At 33.2% G+C, this 18,039-nt stretch carries 14 protein-coding genes; 9 read left to right on the top strand and 5 right to left on the bottom strand.

Going from position 1 to position 18,039, the window contains the following annotated elements; genetic code table 11:
* Positions 1-17 precede the first annotated feature (17 nt).
* Entirely contained in the window at positions 18-1,475 is a 1,458-nt protein-coding gene (locus FNW17_RS12585; RefSeq protein ID WP_144071817.1) for a hypothetical protein, read from the top strand.
* Here FNW17_RS12585 and FNW17_RS12580 read toward each other — a convergent pair whose 3' ends face one another.
* Complete coding sequence (locus FNW17_RS12580) at positions 1,476-2,615, bottom strand: glycosyltransferase (RefSeq protein WP_144071816.1); 1,140 nt, start codon at positions 2,613-2,615, stop codon at positions 1,476-1,478.
* A gap of 43 nt (positions 2,616-2,658) precedes the next feature.
* On the opposite strand from FNW17_RS12580, the gene FNW17_RS12575 reads away from it, so the two are divergent.
* Together FNW17_RS12575 and FNW17_RS12570 are read left to right on the top strand one after the other, a co-directional pair.
* Positions 2,659-3,483, top strand: coding sequence for a glycosyltransferase family A protein (locus tag FNW17_RS12575; RefSeq protein WP_144071815.1), 825 nt, complete (start codon positions 2,659-2,661; stop codon positions 3,481-3,483).
* Entirely contained in the window at positions 3,483-3,896 is a 414-nt protein-coding gene (locus tag FNW17_RS12570; RefSeq protein WP_144071814.1) for a sugar 3,4-ketoisomerase, read from the top strand. The genes FNW17_RS12575 and FNW17_RS12570 overlap by 1 nt, the downstream gene beginning before the upstream one ends.
* Here the strand turns inward: FNW17_RS12570 and FNW17_RS12565 are convergent.
* From FNW17_RS12565 to FNW17_RS12550, 4 genes are all read right to left on the bottom strand, one after another.
* On the bottom strand, positions 3,873-4,799 hold the full coding sequence (locus FNW17_RS12565; protein WP_144071813.1) for a glycosyltransferase family 2 protein: 927 nt from the start codon (positions 4,797-4,799) through the stop codon (positions 3,873-3,875). The genes FNW17_RS12570 and FNW17_RS12565 overlap by 24 nt on opposite strands.
* Complete coding sequence (locus tag FNW17_RS16570; protein WP_262710857.1) at positions 4,800-5,297, bottom strand: class I SAM-dependent methyltransferase; 498 nt, start codon at positions 5,295-5,297, stop codon at positions 4,800-4,802.
* A gap of 254 nt (positions 5,298-5,551) precedes the next feature.
* Positions 5,552-6,439, bottom strand: a complete 888-nt coding sequence (locus FNW17_RS12555; RefSeq protein WP_144071812.1) for a glycosyltransferase family 2 protein — start codon at positions 6,437-6,439, stop codon at positions 5,552-5,554.
* Positions 6,439-7,122, bottom strand: coding sequence for a cell division ATP-binding protein FtsE (locus FNW17_RS12550; RefSeq protein WP_143391184.1), 684 nt, complete (start codon positions 7,120-7,122; stop codon positions 6,439-6,441). Before FNW17_RS12550 ends, FNW17_RS12555 begins: the two co-directional genes overlap by 1 nt.
* A 182-nt stretch (positions 7,123-7,304) precedes the next feature.
* Here FNW17_RS12550 and FNW17_RS12545 point away from each other — a divergent pair, with 182 nt between their 5' ends.
* The 6 genes from FNW17_RS12545 to gatB/aspS all read left to right on the top strand — a co-directional run bounded on the left by FNW17_RS12545 (position 7,305) and on the right by gatB/aspS (position 17,995).
* Positions 7,305-10,319, top strand: coding sequence for a tetratricopeptide repeat protein (locus FNW17_RS12545; RefSeq protein WP_144071811.1), 3,015 nt, complete (start codon positions 7,305-7,307; stop codon positions 10,317-10,319).
* Positions 10,320-10,439: 120 nt separating this feature from the next.
* Complete coding sequence (locus FNW17_RS12540) at positions 10,440-12,191, top strand: TonB-dependent receptor (RefSeq protein ID WP_144071810.1); 1,752 nt, start codon at positions 10,440-10,442, stop codon at positions 12,189-12,191.
* 125 nt (positions 12,192-12,316) lie between these two features.
* Entirely contained in the window at positions 12,317-12,766 is a 450-nt protein-coding gene (locus FNW17_RS12535) for a hypothetical protein (protein ID WP_143391181.1), read from the top strand.
* A gap of 204 nt (positions 12,767-12,970) precedes the next feature.
* The gene (locus tag FNW17_RS12530) at positions 12,971-13,240 is read left to right on the top strand and encodes an Asp-tRNA(Asn)/Glu-tRNA(Gln) amidotransferase subunit GatC (RefSeq protein ID WP_185964831.1); all 270 of its coding nucleotides are present in this window, start codon (positions 12,971-12,973) and stop codon (positions 13,238-13,240) included.
* Position 13,241: 1 nt separating this feature from the next.
* Positions 13,242-14,639, top strand: a complete 1,398-nt coding sequence (locus FNW17_RS12525; RefSeq protein WP_144071809.1) for an amidase — start codon at positions 13,242-13,244, stop codon at positions 14,637-14,639.
* Entirely contained in the window at positions 14,639-17,995 is a 3,357-nt protein-coding gene (gatB/aspS, locus tag FNW17_RS12520; RefSeq protein ID WP_144071808.1) for a bifunctional amidotransferase subunit GatB/aspartate--tRNA ligase AspS, read from the top strand. Before FNW17_RS12525 ends, gatB/aspS begins: the two co-directional genes overlap by 1 nt.
* Positions 17,996-18,039: the final 44 nt, after the last annotated feature.

Raw genomic sequence — 18,039 nt, 5'->3', positions numbered from 1 at the left:
AATTTAATTTTTTCGAAATGATACTTAATATCAAAGATAGGTTTAATGATTTTTTGAATAATTCTAAGGATTATCCGATTTTAGCGGGGTTTAGTGTTGGGTTTTATGCCATGGTTTTTTATTTTTCAAACAATTTTGATTTAGTTAATTCTTGGGAGCAAATCTTGTTCTTTTTGCTTTATTATATTGGTGCTAGTGTTGCTGTTCTTTTTAGTATTTCAAAAATCATTCAAAAAAGCAAATATGCACGCTTTGTTTCTCAAGCAATTTTTATTTTAATGATATTGATATTACCCATTTATTTATTTGGGATTTCAAATATTTTGGGTTCTTATAAAAAATTGGGTTTGCTAGCGATTCTGATTTTGGGTTTGTTGATTTTTAAAATGAAAAATTATAAATACTTCATTGTTTTGGTTTTTTTGATGTCGGTTATTCCTGTTTTAAAATTGGGAAAAATTATTTATTTCAATTATTCCAATGCAGCAGAATGGCAAAATCAACCCGATGCTATTTTAAACACTAAATTCAAGAAGTCACCCAATATTTATTACATCCAACCCGATGGTTATGCTGGAGATATTAATTTGAAAGGGAGTTTATATAATTATGACAACTCGGCTTTTGATGCTTTTTTGAAAGAAAAAAAATTCACTTTATATCCTGATTATCGCAGTAATTACGAATCCACCTTGTTTTCTAATTCGTCTTGTTTTTTTATGAAGCATCATTTTTCGAATGAATTTTCGAAATTTAGATATGCCAGAGATTTGATTATCGGCGAAAATCCTGTATTGAAAATCTTCAAGAATAACAATTACAAAACATTTTTTATTTCGGAAAGACCTTATTTGTTAATGAATAGGCCTAAAATGTATTATGATTATTCTAATTTTAAATATGATGAACTTCCTTATTTAAGTGATGGTTGGTCATTTATCAAAGAAATTACTAAAACCATAGAAATACAGATTGTAACTAATACAAAGTCGAATAATTTTTTCTTTATCGAAAAGTTTAAACCTGGTCACATTGGGACTTATAAATTTGCTGAAACGAATAAAGAAAAAGAAAGGATTAAGTATCTTGAAAATGTTGAAATAGCAAATCATTGGTTAAAGCAAATCGTTGTTTTAATCGAAAAAAACGATCCCGAAGCCATTATCATTATTGGGGCTGATCACGGCGGATTTGTAGGTTTTGATTATGCTTTGCAATCTCAAGAAAAAGTCACCGATAAACTGCTGATTCAGTCAATTTTTGGAGCCAAATTAGCAATAAAATGGAATGATTTAAAGCATTCAGAATACGATTCTAAATTGAAAACTTCTGTCAATTTGTTTAGAACGGTTTTCTCTTTTTTGAGCGAAGACAAAACTTTATTGAATCATTTTCAGTCTGATGCAAGTTATAATTGTTACGATCCTACTGATTTTACAAAGGTTTATAAAGCAATTGACGAAAATGGAAATTAATTATTTATTCCAAGTCTCTAGATATTTTTCGGCAATTTTTATATAATGATGCTCTTTTTCTACAAAGCGTCTTGCCCGTTTTCCGATGGCAATGAGTTCATCGGGATTTTCAATTAAAAAAGACAATTCTTCTACTATTGAGTCAACATTTGGCAGGGCATTTATAGTGACTTTTTCGGTCAAATGATATTGTTTTGAGAATTCATTTTCGGCTCCTGTAAAAACTACTTTGCCTTTTGCCATTGCTTCTAGCGCATTGTATCCTTGATCGTAACTATAGACTTGGTCTAATAAAATATGGGCTTTATTGTAAGCTTCAATATACTGTTGGTAAGGAATACTTCTAGTAACAACTGTTTCAACTTGAGTGGGATATTTTTCTTTGATAATTACTAATGCTTTTTCAAAAAACATACTTCCTTTTTTGACAGCACTACTTTCGTTTATGCCTAGAAAAATGATGATTTTAGCATTAATTATCAACGGTTTATATTCAATTTTATCAGTGTTTATTGGGTTTGGAATGAATTGCGAATGGAGTCCCATTGCTTCCATAGGTATTTTATAATCCAAGTCGGAGGTGATTATCGAAGATGATTTTTCCTTTATAAAATCGAATGTTTTTCTATAATTGGGTTGAATGTATTTTAAAGAATAATTATAGTCCTTTTTTAAGTTTTGGTTCGCTATTAAAGGGTTTAAGATAGAATATTTCATTTCATTTTTCAGCAGATATTCTATGATTGGCGTATCTTCTCCACAAATTAAAAGACTTATTTTTTTGTTCTGATGAAAGAGTTTGTTGAGTAGATATCGGGAGGCAAAAGGGTAGGTTTCTATGGCATCCGAATTGATTAATTGAACAATATCGTAGTTTTTTAATTTTGGAAGTAATAAATAGAAACGAATCCCTCTTTCTAATAACCGTAAATCGCTTTTAAATAGTTTAAAAAACACTTTGTTGAAGAATTTTAGTAGGGAAGAGGACAAGAAAATTCGTGGAGTTATCGAATAATCGACAGGAAATTCTTTAAAATCATCTCCGCTTCCAATAATGCTAACGGTATGATTTAGGGATAATAAGCCTTCCTTTAATGAATTGTGCAACCTGCTGAATTCGCCTACTAAAAGTATTTTCATTTTTTTGATAGAAATATTTATATTTACGTAAATATATAAGAAAATGACAAATATCTTTTCGAAAAATGATTTAGAAATCCTAATTGCAACAAAAAACCGAGATAATCTTGACTTTTTAGCACTTATGTTTCCTTTTGAACATTTTTCAAAATTCAGTATTTTGATAATCAATCAGTCCAAAGATACTATTTTGTCATCTGAATTTGAAACGGTTAGAGTGATTAATGTCGATGATAAAGGGTTGTCTAAAAGTAGAAATCTAGCTATTAAAAATGCTTCAAAAAAGATTTGCTTAATCGCCGATGATGATGTTGTTTATTTTTCAAATTTCGATCACGAAATAATATCGGCTTTCAATCAGAATACAAAGGCATCAATAATTACATTTAACCATCAACGCATTGGAAAAAATGAACCTCATAATAAATCAAAAAAAGTATATTCTCATTCCAAAAAAACTATCGAAAATGTATGTTCGATTGAAATAGCTTTTCAATTGAAAGATATTGTAGTAAACAATATTTGTTTTGATGAGAATTTTGGCTTGGGTTCCTATTTTGAAACGGCCGAAGAATATTTGTTTTTGGGAGATGCTATTGGGATAAAGTTAAATGTACTATTTAGTCCATTTGTTATCGTTTCTCATCCTTTATTGTCTTCGGGAGAAAATCAAGGAGAGGCTAAAATTTTATTTGCACGAGCCGCTTTATTTTATAAAACAAAACCGAATTTAGCTTACATTTGGGTACTTAAATATGTCTTTTTTCTTGCCAGAAATGGGTACATTAATTGGAATGAATGTTGGAGAAAATACAAAATAGGTTTGAAGGGAATTCAAAAATATAAAGAATTAGTAAAATTAAAGTAATGACAACTATTGATGATGTACAATTGATTGAAGTTCCAAAAGCACACGATGTTAGAGGAAATCTATCGGTTATAGAAGGAAATACAATACCTTTCGAAATAAAAAGAGTGTATTATTTGTATGATATTCCCACAGCAAGTGTTCGAGGTGGTCACGCCCATAAAAATCTGCATCAACTTTTAGTTGCTTTGAGTGGGAGTTTTGACGTTGTATTAAAAGATGGAATTTCTCAAAAAGTGATAACACTCAACAAACCCAATTTTGGACTCTTAATTCCGAAGGGAATTTGGAGAGAATTACAAAATTTTTCTTCAGGTTCTGTTTGTCTGGTTCTAGCTTCGGAAGTTTTTGATGAAGGGGATTATATTAGAAATTTTAAGGAATTCAGATTATTTAAAAACAGAATTTCCTAATCCAAAATTGGCTAATAAAGTCTTTAAATCGATAAGTAGTTTTAATATGTAAACGGGGAGTTTCAATAAAATTCTTTTTTTAAGGGACAAATTTTCTAAATCGATTGCCTTGTAAAATAGTAGAAAATGCTTTTTTTTTCCAACTATTTTTGACTTTATAGCCAATGAAAACCGATTCAAATCGAGAAATTTTTTCAAACTGGGATTCGTTTTTTCTAATAAAGTGTATTTAGAGAAATCAAAGGAATTAATGGTAGTTGAGTGATTTTTGGTAAGGCTTTTTGGGTCATAAACATATCTAGCCAGAATTTTCCAAGAAAATAATATCGGGTAAATTAATCCAATTCGTATCCACATATCGGTGTCTTCTCCACTTTTTAATTGGATGTCAAAGTTACCCGTTTTTTCAAAAACACTTTTATTAAAAACGGCACAGGAAGTGCAAATAACAGTTTCTTTGGAACTCGCCTCAAAATAATTCACAATTTCGCAATCACCAGTTTTTACAATCGAGTAAGTTGATGGAATAATTTTTTTCGACGTTTCTACTTCAATTGCAGCTGAAAACACTTTTAGTTCTGGAAAACGATCAATATTTTCAAACATTTCTTGAAGAAAATTGGGATACCAAAAGTCATCTGCATCAATAAAAGTGATATAATCGGATTTCGCTTTTTCTATTCCAAAATTTCTAGCTGCAGAAACACCGCTATTTTTTTTATAAAAATAGTGAATTCTGGCGTCTTTAAATCCCAATACTTTTTCTTCGCTTTTATCAGTTGATCCATCATTAATTATAAGCACTTCAAAATCAATGAAACTCTGATTGAGAACACTTTTTAGAGTGTTTTCAATAAAATTTTCTTTGTTGAAAAGAGGTATAATGACAGTAAAAAAAGCCATTTATTTTGAGTTTAACGGTTTGGTAATTACAATAATTGTTTCTTTTTCATCAAAATCATATTTATTTTCAGATTGAAAAAAGTCTCTTATTTCAACAAAAAAACCACAGTCTTGCAGCCTTTTACTCAATCCTGAAACCGAATAAATTCGTACATGGTCTTCCTGTCCAAAATGTTTCAATCGGTCTTCGTTAGATAAAATGGAGTAATTCTCGTAAGTTTCACCTTCCTTAAACGGTGTTTGAATCAATGCTTTCCCTTCAGGTTTCATCACCCTGAACAATTCTTTTATGGCTTGAACGTCGTCATTAATATGTTCCAAAATGTGATAGCAAATAATCAAGTCCAAATTATTATCTGCAATTTCTAAATTGGTAATATCAAATTGATGGTCAGCTATGAAATCCCCAGACAAGTCAGTGCTTGTATAGTTGATAGTTTTTAACTTTTTCAATTTTCGATATAAGGATCTTGAAGGGGAAAAGTCTAAAATGCTCATATTAGGGATTAACAATTCGGTTTCTAAAAGTGACCATAATCTCCGAGTTCTTTTTAGGCTTCCGCAATTCGGACACAGAGAATCTTTATTTGATAACTCAATAAATTTTCTTAATTTTATATGGCAAATATTGCATTCGTATTTGTTTCCAGTATAAAAAATAGAGTACCATCTTCGCAAAGTTTCTTCTTGTTCAAAAATAAATTTTCTTGGGACAATTTTAGTTATGATTTTTTTGAAAGTTTGATACATATTTAATTTGAGTTTAATTTGCACAAATTCCCCAGACGATATAAGTCAAAAATTAATAGAGAAGGATTTTTACTAGATAGATTTTTAAGAAATATGAATCGTGTTGTTTTATAAAAAAAGGCAAAAGCAAAGTTGAGTTTTAGTTTTTCAATTTTCGCAGCTATTTTTGAAATTCGAACATAATCTGTGGGCAATAATTGATGGTCTATAAGGTATTTCAAACCCAAAATAGATTCGTTTTCTTTTTTTATAGCCACTTCAAAATCATCTATTCCTAGATGAAAAACTGGGTTTTCAATATGTATAATTTTAATTTTTTGTTCCATCAAATTATAAGAAAACAAAGTGTCTTCGTGTCTTAAATTGGGAATAGTTTCGTTGAAGAAAACCGTTGAAAAAATGCTTTTTTGAATTAAAAAATTTAGGGTCAGAAAAGAAATATAGGGATTTATATTTCGTTTTTCAACCGAAAGTGCTTCTCTTGAATGTCCATATTTCCATCGTAAAATCCGACTTTTTTTTGGTTTGTCTTTTTGATATTCAATTCCACCATAAACCACTTTTTCGTCATCATTTATTTGGGCAACATAGCTTTTTATAAAATGATTATGAATTGGAATTGTGTCTGCATCAAGAAAAAGCAAACTGTTGAATTCGGCTTTTTTTGCTAATAAATTTCTAATAGCACTTCGTCCAATATTTTTTTCTAATACTTCAAAACGGCAATTTTCTATGCTATTTATCTTCTGATTTTTATAAATAAATAGTTTCGAACAGTCATCAAACACAAGAATTTCAAAAGTGATTTTACATTCCAAACATTGTTTTTGTAACTCCAAAACCAATGGAACTACATTATAATTATAGGTAGGAATGAGTATAGAAAGCATTATACCGTTTTTTGAACGACCTCAAAAAGGCTCGTGTCTTCACACTTCAATGTCTTTGAAGGAAATTTCATCAACATCGCATAATCGTGGGTGGCCATAATGACTGTTTTTCCAGTTTCGTTAATTTTTCTCAAAACATCCAAAACTTCAATGCTAGTTTGAGGGTCAAGATTTCCTGTAGGTTCGTCGGCAAGAATAAATTCGGGATTGTTGAGCAAAGCGCGGGCTATGGCAATTCGTTGTTGCTCACCGCCAGAAAGTTGGTGTGGCATACTATCTACGAAAGCTTTCATCCCAACTTTGTCTAAAACTTCGTCGATTTTATGTTGAATTTCTTCTTTTTCTGTCCATCCTGTTGCTTTTAGTACAAATAACAAATTGTCTTTTACCGAGCGATCGGGCAGCAATTTAAAATCCTGGAAAACAAAACCAATCTTTCTTCTCAAAAACGGAATATCATCTTCTTTTAAAGTAGCCAAATCAAAATCCACAATTCTTCCTTCGCCTTCGGATAAAGGCAAATCAGCGTAAAGAGCTTTCATAAAAGTGCTTTTTCCGGACCCCGTTTTTCCGATGATGTATATAAATTCTCCGTGATTAACTTCAAGGTTTACATTGGATAAGATAGTTTTACCTCCTTGAGCTAGGCTTACATTTTTTAAAGATAATACGGTTTTTGACATAATGGGTGTTATTTTATTTGGTAAATGTAATTATCAATTAGCACACGAGCAAACAAAAAAATATTTTTGTTGATTATCTGCGTTTTGCTATTTGTTAAAACTTTTGTTCATAATAAAAACCAATTGCATTCCGTTATACCCTTTAGAATATGATATATTTGAATTATTAAATCAAAATCACAATGCGAAAAATTTCTTGGCTTTTCTTTTTGTTCCTATTTATTCAATCTCTGTCTGTTTCAGCCCAAAAATCAGCAATATATACAAACGATTCGAAAGATTTTGATAAAGCGATTTTGTTGTATAATGAAAATCAATATGCTTCGGCTCAGTTACTTTTTGAAAAAGTGAAGTCGGCTACAGCCAATGAAGAACTGAAATCCGACTGTTTTTTTTATATCGCGAATTGCGCCATTCGAACCAACCAATCAGGTGCCGATGTGCTAATGGAACATTTCGTTACGGATTATCCTACTAGCAGAAAACAAAACCAGGCATATATTGGAGTGGCACAATTTTACTTTGCCCAAGGAAATTATCCACAAGCCTTACAATGGTTCGACAAAGTGGATGAAGGCAATTTGAGCGGCAACGATAGAGATAAATTCAATTTTCAAAAAGGGTATAGTTTTTTTGTTTCCAAAAATAAAAAGGAAGCTACAACCTATTTTAATAAAGTGACAAATTCAGCTGAATACGGTTCGCAAGCCAAGTATTATCTGGGTTTTATGGCTTATGAAGGAGACGATTACAAACAAGCCACCAAGTATTTTGACGAAGTTTCTGGTGAAGAAAAATACAAGGAAAAATTGTCTTATTACCAAGCTGATATGAATTTCAAGTTGGGAAATTTCCAAAAAGCGATTGATTTAGGTCTAAAAGCAATGACAAAATCAAATGCTCTAGAACAATCGGAATTGAATAAAATCATTGGCGAAAGCTATTTCAATTTGAAACAATACGCCAAATCCATTCCATATTTGGCATTGTATAAAGGCAAAAAAGGGAAGTGGAACAACACCGATTTCTACCAATTGGGTTATGCTTATTATATGCAAAAGGATTATGAAAGTGCGATTTCGCAATTCAATAAAATCATTGCAGGGAAAGATTTTGTAGCCCAAAATGCCTATTATCATTTGGGCCAAAGTTATTTGAATTTGGATAAAAAACAGCAAGCCTTGAACGCTTTCAAGAATGCTTCCGAAATGGAATTTGAACTTGCCATTCAAGAAGACGCCAGTTTGAATTATGCCAAATTGAGCTACGAAATTGGGAATCCGTATCAAAGTACACCAGCCGTTTTGATGGGTTTCTTGAAAAAATATCCAAATAACGCCAACAAATCAGAGATCGAAAAATTGTTGATTGATTCTTATATCTCATCAAGAAATTACAAAGAAGCTCTGGTTTTATTGGAGAAAAACAAATCCCCAGAAAATAAATTGGCTTACCAAAAAGTAACTTTTTATCGTGGATTAGAATTGTTTACTGATAAAAAATATCAGGAAGCAGCAACGCTATTCGAGAAATCATTAGACCAACAAAAAGACACCAAATTCACCGCTCGTGCCACGTTTTGGAAAGGAGAAACCGAATATGTTTTGGACGATTTCAAAAATGCGGTTTTGAGTTACAAACAATTTCAAGGTTTGGCTGCTGCTAAGGAAACTCCGGAATTCAAAAATGTCAATTATAATATTGCCTATTCGTATTTTAAGTTGAAAGAATACGATCAAGCGGGGAATTATTTTGATAACCAAATTGAAAAAGTAAAAGACGACAAAGTACGTTTGCACGATTCTTATTTGCGTTTGGCCGATTGCCGATTCGTTACCACAAAATATACTGCGGCACTTGAAGCTTATAACAAGGTAATCGAATTGAAAAGTGTCGATGCGGATTATGCGTATTTCCAAAAAGCAATTTGCTACGGATTTGTTTCCCAAAATGATAAAAAAATTGAAGAACTCAACGTTTTTTTGAAATTATATCCAAATTCAGAATACCGTGATGACGCCTTTTTCGAACTTGGGAATACTTATGTGGCCGAGAATAAACAAGATCTTGCTATAAAAACGTATGATAAATTAAATACCGAATTCAAAAACGGCTCGTTTACTGCTAAAGCAATTTTGCGTCAAGGATTAGTGTATTATAATGCAGACAAAGACGAGCAAGCCTTGACGAAATTCAAGAAAGTTGCTGCCGATTTCCCTAAAACTCCCGAAGCTCTTGAAGCCGTTTCAACAGCAAGATTGATTTATGTCGATAACGGAAAAGTGGATGAATATGCGACTTGGGTCCGCACTTTGGATTTTGTTGCTGTGACGGATGCAGAGTTGGATAATGACACCTACGAAGCCGCCGAAAAACAATATTTGCAAAATAATACTAAACAAGCTATTTCGGGATTTAGCGGTTATGTTTCTAAATTTTCAGACGGAATTCACTCTTTGAAAGCCAATTTCTATTTGGCTCAATCTTATTTTTCCGATGGACAAGAAAGTAAATCTGTTCCGAATTATGAGTATGTAATTGAACAACCTCGAAGTGAATTTACAGAACAATCTTTGGCGAGATTGGTACAAATTTTCTTGAAGAATGACGATAAAACGAAAGCTATTTCAGTCTTGACTCGATTGGAAAACGAAGCCGATTTTCCGCAGAACAAAACTTTTGCCCAATCTAATTTGATGAAATCCTATTATGATAACAAGGATTACTCCAATTCGGTTGTGTATGCTGAGAAGGTTTTGGCCAACCCAAAAACCGATGATAATGTAAAAAGTGATGCGCAAATCATCATTGCTCGCGCTGCCATTCAAACTGGTGACGAAGCGAAAGCTCGTTCTGCTTACGCCAAATTGCAAACCATTGCCAAAGGAGAATTAGCCGCCGAAGCTTTGTATTATGATGCCTATTTCAAAAACAAGGATGCAAAATTTGAAGCTTCGAATACTGTAGTTCAAAAATTGGCAAAAACTTATTCTAGTTATAAATTTTATGGTGCCAAAGGATTAATCTTAATGGCGAAAAATTTCTATGGATTGAAAGATAGTTTTCAAGCTACCTATATATTAGAAAGCGTGATAAAAAACTTCACCGATTTTCCAGATGTAGTTTTAGAAGCACAGAAAGAATTGGATACCATCAAAAGCGAAGAAGCTAAAACAAATTCGTCAATTGGAGGTTAGAAGAGGGAAGTTAGTGGTTAGAAGTTAGGAGGAGAATAGAATAATAAAAATATAAATCAATTATCCACTTTCAGCTCTCTCTCCTTTGGAGAGGGTTGGGGAGAGGAAAAAATTAAAAATATGAAAATCAATTTCAAACATATAATTGCCTTTGCTTTAGTGCTAATTGCCCAGTTTTCGTTTGCCCAAAAAAAGGATGAAAATATTGGAACGGAAGTCGTAAATGTGGTAAAACCATATACGCCAACCATTTCGGATGCTTTCAAAGTAAACGAAACACCAGTACTTGACGATGCCGATAACAGCAAAAAAGAAATCATTAATTATACTATTTTCTCCTTTCCGGTAGCTTCTACTTTTACGCCGTCAAAAGGAAAGGCCGAAGGAGTCGAAAAAGAAAAACAAGCGCATTTGTTTAATAATTATGCCACCTTTGGAGGAGGAAATTATGGGGTTTTAAACGCTGAATTATTCGTAAATCAAGAGCTTGGTACCAACGATTATGTGGGTGGAATGTTTCGCCATCTTTCGTCACAAGGCGGAATAAAAAATGTAGAACTTGATGATGCTTTTTATAACACTTCCATTGATTTGACTTATGGAATTCGTGAAAAAGATTTGTCGTGGAATCTAGATTTGGGTTACCAAAACCAAATTTATAATTGGTATGGTTTGCCAATGGGTTTCGGCAGTTCTTTAACTCCAAATAATAGAGCTAATTTAATTTACGGAATCAACCCGCAGCAAGTTTACAATAACATCTATTTAGGAAGTAAAATAGCACTTGAAGGCAGTATTATAAAGGAAGCAAGCTTGAAATTCAATCATTTTTCGGATGCTTTTGGTTCTTCGGAAAATAGATTTTACGTGAAACCTTCTTTCGAATTTAATATCAATGATAAGCTAATAAAAACGAATGTAATCGTAGATTATTTGAACGGAAGTTTTGAGAAAAATTATTCGAATACAAATGCTATTAAATACGGTTTTACTAATTTTGGAATTGCCCCAAGTTTTGCGATGCAAGAAGACGATTGGACTTTAAATATTGGTCTTGGCTTGTTTTATAGCTTGGATTTAGAAAATAAAAACAACAAGTTTTTGATTTATCCACAGATTAATGCTTCCTATAAAGTGGTTGGCGATTTGATGATTTTCTACGCGGGTGCCGAAGGGAATTTGGAACAAAACACCTATGCTGATTTTGTGAATGCAAATCCTTATTTGTCTCCAACATTAAGCATTAAACCAACGGACAGACAATATGATATTTTCGCTGGTTTGAAAGGAAAATTGACTAATACTGTGAGCTACAATCTTCGAGCTTCTTATGTTAATGAAAGAGATAAAGCCTTGTTTAAAAGTAATGACTATACTGAAACAAATACTAATGAAAATTATGCCTTTGGGAATTCCTTTCAATTGGTTTATGACGATACAAAAACGGTGAGTTTTTACGGCGAACTAAAAGCTGATATTTCAAATGATGTAAGTGTTGGAATCGACGGAACTTTTAGCAGTTATACTACCGATGTGCAAAGTGAAGCCTGGAATTTACCTTCCGTAAAATTAAACGCCAAAGTAGATTTTAACATCACAGAAAGATGGTATGCTGGAGCGAATGTGTTTTTTGTGGGAGAAAGAAAAGACCAACAATTGAACACAAATATTATTAATGTTATTGCTCCAAGTCCAATTACTTTGGATAGTTATTTTGATGTAAATGCACACCTTGGATTCAAATACAGCGATAGATTGACTGCTTTTTTAAGAGCCAATAATATCGCCAATCAAGCTTATCAAAAATGGATGAATTATCCAGTTCAGGGATTTCAAGTAGTTTTGGGAGCGAATTATAAATTTGATTTTTAACTTTTCTTAACCACAAAGTTCACAAAGTTCACAAAGAAGGCACGAAGAGCACAGAAAATAAATTTTAAAACTTTGTGAACCTTGTGCCTTCTTTGTGAACTTTGTGTTTAAACTTTTCCTAAATTATGACTTTCAAACAAAAAACACACCAATATTATCTGCAATTAATTCAGGATCGAGTAGATGCTTTTCGGGATATGATTGTGGCTTTGACCGAAGATTCAAAAAACGATGCCAAAGGTTCAGCTGGCGACAAACACGAAACTGCTTTATCGATGATGCACATCGAGCAGGAAAAACTCAATCACAAATTGAAAGAGGTTTTGGCTCAAAAAGCCATTTTAGACAAAATTGATTCCGCTACAATTGCCAAAACGATTATCGTGGGAAGTTTAGTCAAAGCCAATGGAATTTACCTTTATTTAAGTGCAGCTCTTCCTAAAATTGCTGTTGATGGGATTAATGTTATTGCGCTTTCTCCACAATCGCCATTAGGAAATAAATTAATGGGAAATGAAGTAGGTTTTTCGTTCGAGATTAATGGAACAAAGTATTTGATTGAGAGTATCGAATAGAATTCTTTTTGCTCGTGTCTTGTTCTTCTTAACTTGACTACTATTTTATAACAATCTAACATATTATAACAAAATCAAACATTATGTTAAAATAGTATCTTCTTTGATTGAAAACCATCTAAATCATTAAAAAATAGAAATCCCTAATAAAACTTTTCGTAAATTCGCGACCTTAAAAGTTTGACTTTAAAACGAAACGAAATTATGAACAAAACAATGACAGTCGACATCTTGTCGAGTATTAAAGGAGCACAGCCTTCCGAGAGCGTGAACAAATTATTTGATGTAATTAAAAATGCAATTCCATCAAATGCTACTACTTTAAATAATGTCAATCGAAATTGTGTGTCTGTGAGTAATTTAAGAGATGATGTTGTGATAGCCAGTTCGGCTATTGAAAGACAAATAATTTTGGAAAACTTCCCGAACAAAAAAAATGGTTTTTTAGTAGTTGCTAAAGTTATAGAAGGATAAAATGGAATCTCAAATAAAAAAAATACACCAACAATTGGTGTCAAAACAAATAACTTGCACCGCTTTGGTACAAGAAAAATTAGACTTACTAAAGCAAAATACCTATAACTCTGTCAATTCTGTTTTAGATACTTTGGCGCTTGAATTAGCTGTAAAAGTAGATGCTAAAATTGCACGTGGAGAAACAATAGGTTTGCTAGAAGGAATTCCTTTTGGAATTAAAGATGTATATATGTTGCAGGGAACTTACGCTACTGCAAGTTCTGATTTGTTGAAAAATTATAAATCTCCTTACACGGCTACTGCTATTCAAAAATTATTGGATGCAGGCGCTATTCCATTGGTGAAAGAAAACTGTGATAGTTTTGGACACGGTTCTTCTAGCGAAAATACGATTTTTGGTGCTGTAAAAAACGCTATCAATCCAGAATTAGTTGCTGGAGGTTCAAGTGGAGGATCTGCCGTTAACGTTGCCAAAGAATATACTGTATTTTCTATTGGTGGCGATACTGGAGGTTCGATTCGTCAGCCTGCTGGGTACAACCATATTTACGGTTTCAAACCAACTTATGGTAGAATTTCTAGATTTGGTCTTATGGCTTATGCTTCTTCTACAGATTGTGTTGGTCCATTGGCAAAATCCATTGAAGATATTCGAATTGTGTTGAATGTAATGAGCGGAAAAGATCCAAAAGATCAAACTTCAATCACTTCAAATGAAATTAGTGAAGAAGCAATTGCAACTTCAGGTGTAAAAACAGTTGGTTATTTCAAGAACTTTATCGAAAGTGATGCAATTGATAGTCAAATAAAAGCTGATTTTTTAGCCACCATCGAAAAATTAAAAGCCAAAGGAATTGAAGTTAAAGCATTGGATTTTTTCAAATCAGATATTTTAGTTTCGACTTATTATACTTTGGCAATGGCTGAAACGGCTTCGAATTTATCTCGTTTAGACGGAACAAATTATGGTAACCGTATTGAAGCAGAAAATTTAATCGAAACTTACGCTGTTACCCGTTCTGAAAATTTTTCGGAAGAAACGAAGCGTAGAATTGTTGGTGGAAACCAAGTGTTGTCACAAGGTTTCTCAGACGAAATATATTTAAAAGGATTGGCTTTAAGAGATCAAATTTCGGAGAATTTCAGTAGAGATTTTAACGAGGTTGATATTATTTTGTCGCCAGTTACACCAGGTGCTCCGCCAAAAATTGGAGACAGTTTAAAAGCCCCTTTAGCGATGTACTTATCCGATGCTTACACGGTTGGTTTTAGTTTGGGACAATTGCCAACTTTGACCGTGCCACAAGGAACAAGCACTGGATTGCAAATTACGGCTGCAAAAAATAATGATGAATTAGTGTTGCAATTTGCAAACTTCTTAAAAGATACAATATAATGGAATTGGAGCAATTAACTGCGGCTTTAAAAGCCCACGATTTAGAATTGGTAATTGGACTGGAAACACACGTTCGATTGAATACCAAAACCAAGTTGTTTTGTTCTTGTCCAAATCAAGAAATAGAAACACCTAACGAAAATATATGTTCGGTTTGTACGGGACAAATGGGTATTTTACCGGCCTTGAATAAAGAAGCAATTACAAAGGCGATTTATTTTGGAAAAGCGGTGGATTCGTCTTTTAGTAATGAAATTATATCTTGGGATAGAAAACATTACGAATATCCAGACAATCCGAAAAATATTCAGATAACGCAATTTCATAATCCGATAATTCCTGACGGACACGTTTCTTGTTACCGAAATGACGGTACGCAATTTACCGTAAATCTAACTCAGGTTCATATTGAAGAAGATGCTGCGAAATTGATGCACGAAAAGAAGATTTCTTTGGTCGATTTTAACAAAGCAGGTGTTCCGTTGATTGAAATTGTTACGGAACCTTGCCTCCGAAATATTGAGGATGCTTCGACATATGCGCAATACATTCAACGTATTGTTCAGAACTTGGGAATCTCTGAAGCGAATTTGGAAAAAGGAGAATTCAAATCGGATGTTTCAGTTTCTTTACGCAAAAAACATACTTACGAATTAAATCCAAGAACGGAAATCAAAAACTTGAACTCGTTTAAGTTTATGGTGGAAGCTTTGAAGGAAGAAGTGGAAAAACAATTCAATTATTTTATTGAGCACAAAGAGTTTCGTCCTGACCAAACGACAGTGTTGTGGGATGCTGATTTAAAGCAAACCAAAATAATGCGTAAAAAAGAATTCGAAGCAGATTATCGTTTTATTTCGGAACCCGATTTACCATTTGTAAATATTAAAGCGGAAATCGAAGCGATTAAAGTGGATACAAGCGCTTTGCCTTATGCAGTGGAATCTATTTTAATCAACGGAGGTGTTTTGCCACAAGATGCTAAATTTTTTACAGCAGATAAATTGCGTTCGCAAACATTTGTAGAAATTAATAACGAAATTAAAGATCCTTCGTTTGTCGCTAAAACTTTGGCAAACAATATCAAAGCCGAAGACTACGCTGAAATACACAGTATTGCTCATTTGACGGATATTTTTAAATTATTCAAAGCAGAGAAAATCACGGCGGTTTTAGTTCAAAATGCCATTACGGGTTATTTGAAAGATCGAACTTTTGACTACAATAAGTACTTTGAAGAAAACACCATTTCTGAAGATAAAATCCAAGAAGTTATTGCTAAAGTGATTTCGGAAAATGAGGCTGTTGCCAATGATATCAAAGCTGGAGACCAAGGAAAAGCGGGTATTTTGGTTGGTAAAGTTTTAGGTGTTATTGGAAAAGGTGCGAACGGAAAAGTAATTCGTCAAATTATTTTAGATAAAATTTCCGTAGGGACAGGTAGCGACCTGTCCGTACAAGGGGAAAATCGCGATCCATCCGCAGGGACAAGTCGCGACTTGTCCGTACCAATTTCGGAAGAAAAGGAAAGTCAAGAAGAATCGCTTCCTGAAATTCCGATTATTATAAAAGACATTTATAGAACGCATAAAATTTCACAATTATCCGAAGAAACTATCCAACAAGAAGTAATATTGTCTGGTTGGGTTGCCAGTGTTCGGGATCACGGTGAATTGATGTTCATTGATTTGCGTGATTCCAGTTTTGAGATTTTCCAAGTTCGAATCAGTAGGGAATCATTTCCTAATATTGATGAGTTAGTGAAATTGAAACCAGAATCCGTAATTTCGGTTACAGGAATTGTTGTTGGGCGTAACGAAGATGATTATAATTCAGGCTTGCGTACAGGTAAAATTGAATTAGAAACATCAGCATTAGAAATTTTAAACTTATCGAAAACATTACCTTTTGAAATCAAGAGAGCGGCGAAAACAAATGAAGCCATTCGTTTTCAATACAAGTTTTTGGATCACAGAAATGAAGAAGTACGAAGAGCCATTGTAAACCGTCATAAAGTAATTAAATTATTGCGTGACATTTTAGATGAAGAAGAGTTTTTAGAAATTGAAACGCCAATTTTGAGTGCAGGAACCGATGAAGGAGCACGTGAATTTATTGTTCCTACTCGTAAAGGATCCGGTTTGTTTTATACATTACCACAAGCGCCACAGCAGTTCAAACAAATGTTGATGGTGAGTGGTTATGAAAAGTATTTCCAAATTGCACGTTGTTTTAGAGATGAAGATTCTCGTGGAGATCGTCAGCCAGAATTTACGCAATTGGATATAGAAATGGCTTATGCCAGTATGCAACAAATTATAGATTTAAATACCAAATTGTTTAATGAAGTAGTTAAAAAAATATACGGCAACAAATGGATTTTACGTCCGTTTGAAGTGATTACCTATAAAGATGCAATGGATTTCTATGGTTGCGACAGACCCGATTTACGTTACGGCTTAAAAATGCAAGACATTACCGAAATTGTAAAAGAGACTACTTTCCAGGTATTTAGTAAACCAATTGAAGACGGCGGAATTGTAAAATGTATCAAGGTTTCGGCTAAAGAACAAGGAAACAAACGGATTTCTAAAGGTCAAATCGAAAACCTTACCGCTATTGCGCAACAACACGGTTTAGGTGGATTGGCTTATATTATTGTAAATGAAGACGAGTTGCAATCGCCAATTATCAAGTTTTTGGGTGAAGAAATTGCAGCAGGAATTATAAAAGCTACCAATGCTCAAGTGGGCGATATTGTATTCTTCTCGGCGGCAGATTATGCTACGGCTAACAAAGCTTTGGATGCTGTTCGTCAAGAAATGGGTAGAATGCTACACTTGATTAATCCAAAGGAATTATGTCCGGCTTGGGTTGTTGATTTTCCAATGTTTGAAAAAACGGATGAAGGAAGATGGACATTTACACATAATCCTTTCTCGATGCCTGCGATTTACGATTTGCAAAAACATATGAATGGAACAGATGACGAAATTGGAACTATCATCGCACAGCAATACGACATCATCTTAAACGGTTACGAAATTGGGGGAGGATCAGTTCGTGCACATAAATCGGAGATTCTAGAAGCGACTTATAGAAATATGGGTTACAACAAAGAAGAAATGATGAGGAGTGTGGGAACAATGCATAAAGCTTTCCAATACGGCGCACCACCACACGGAGGAATTGCTTGGGGAATCGATCGTTTGATGATGATTTTAGAGAAAAAAGCATCGATTAGAGAAGTAATGGCTTTCCCAAAAACAGGTTCAAGCGAAGATTTATTATTTGGCGCACCATCACTTTTGTCTGATAAAAAAGTAGAAGAAATGAATGTGAGGATTATGAGATAAAAAAATTTCAATGTCAATGGCAAATTAAAAATAAATAATTTGAA

This window comes from Flavobacterium franklandianum, assembly GCF_007097365.1.
Lineage (GTDB): Bacteria > Bacteroidota > Bacteroidia > Flavobacteriales > Flavobacteriaceae > Flavobacterium > Flavobacterium franklandianum.
Note: the sequence above shows the minus strand (reverse complement) of the source record. Positions and strands in the feature narration are given on the sequence as shown.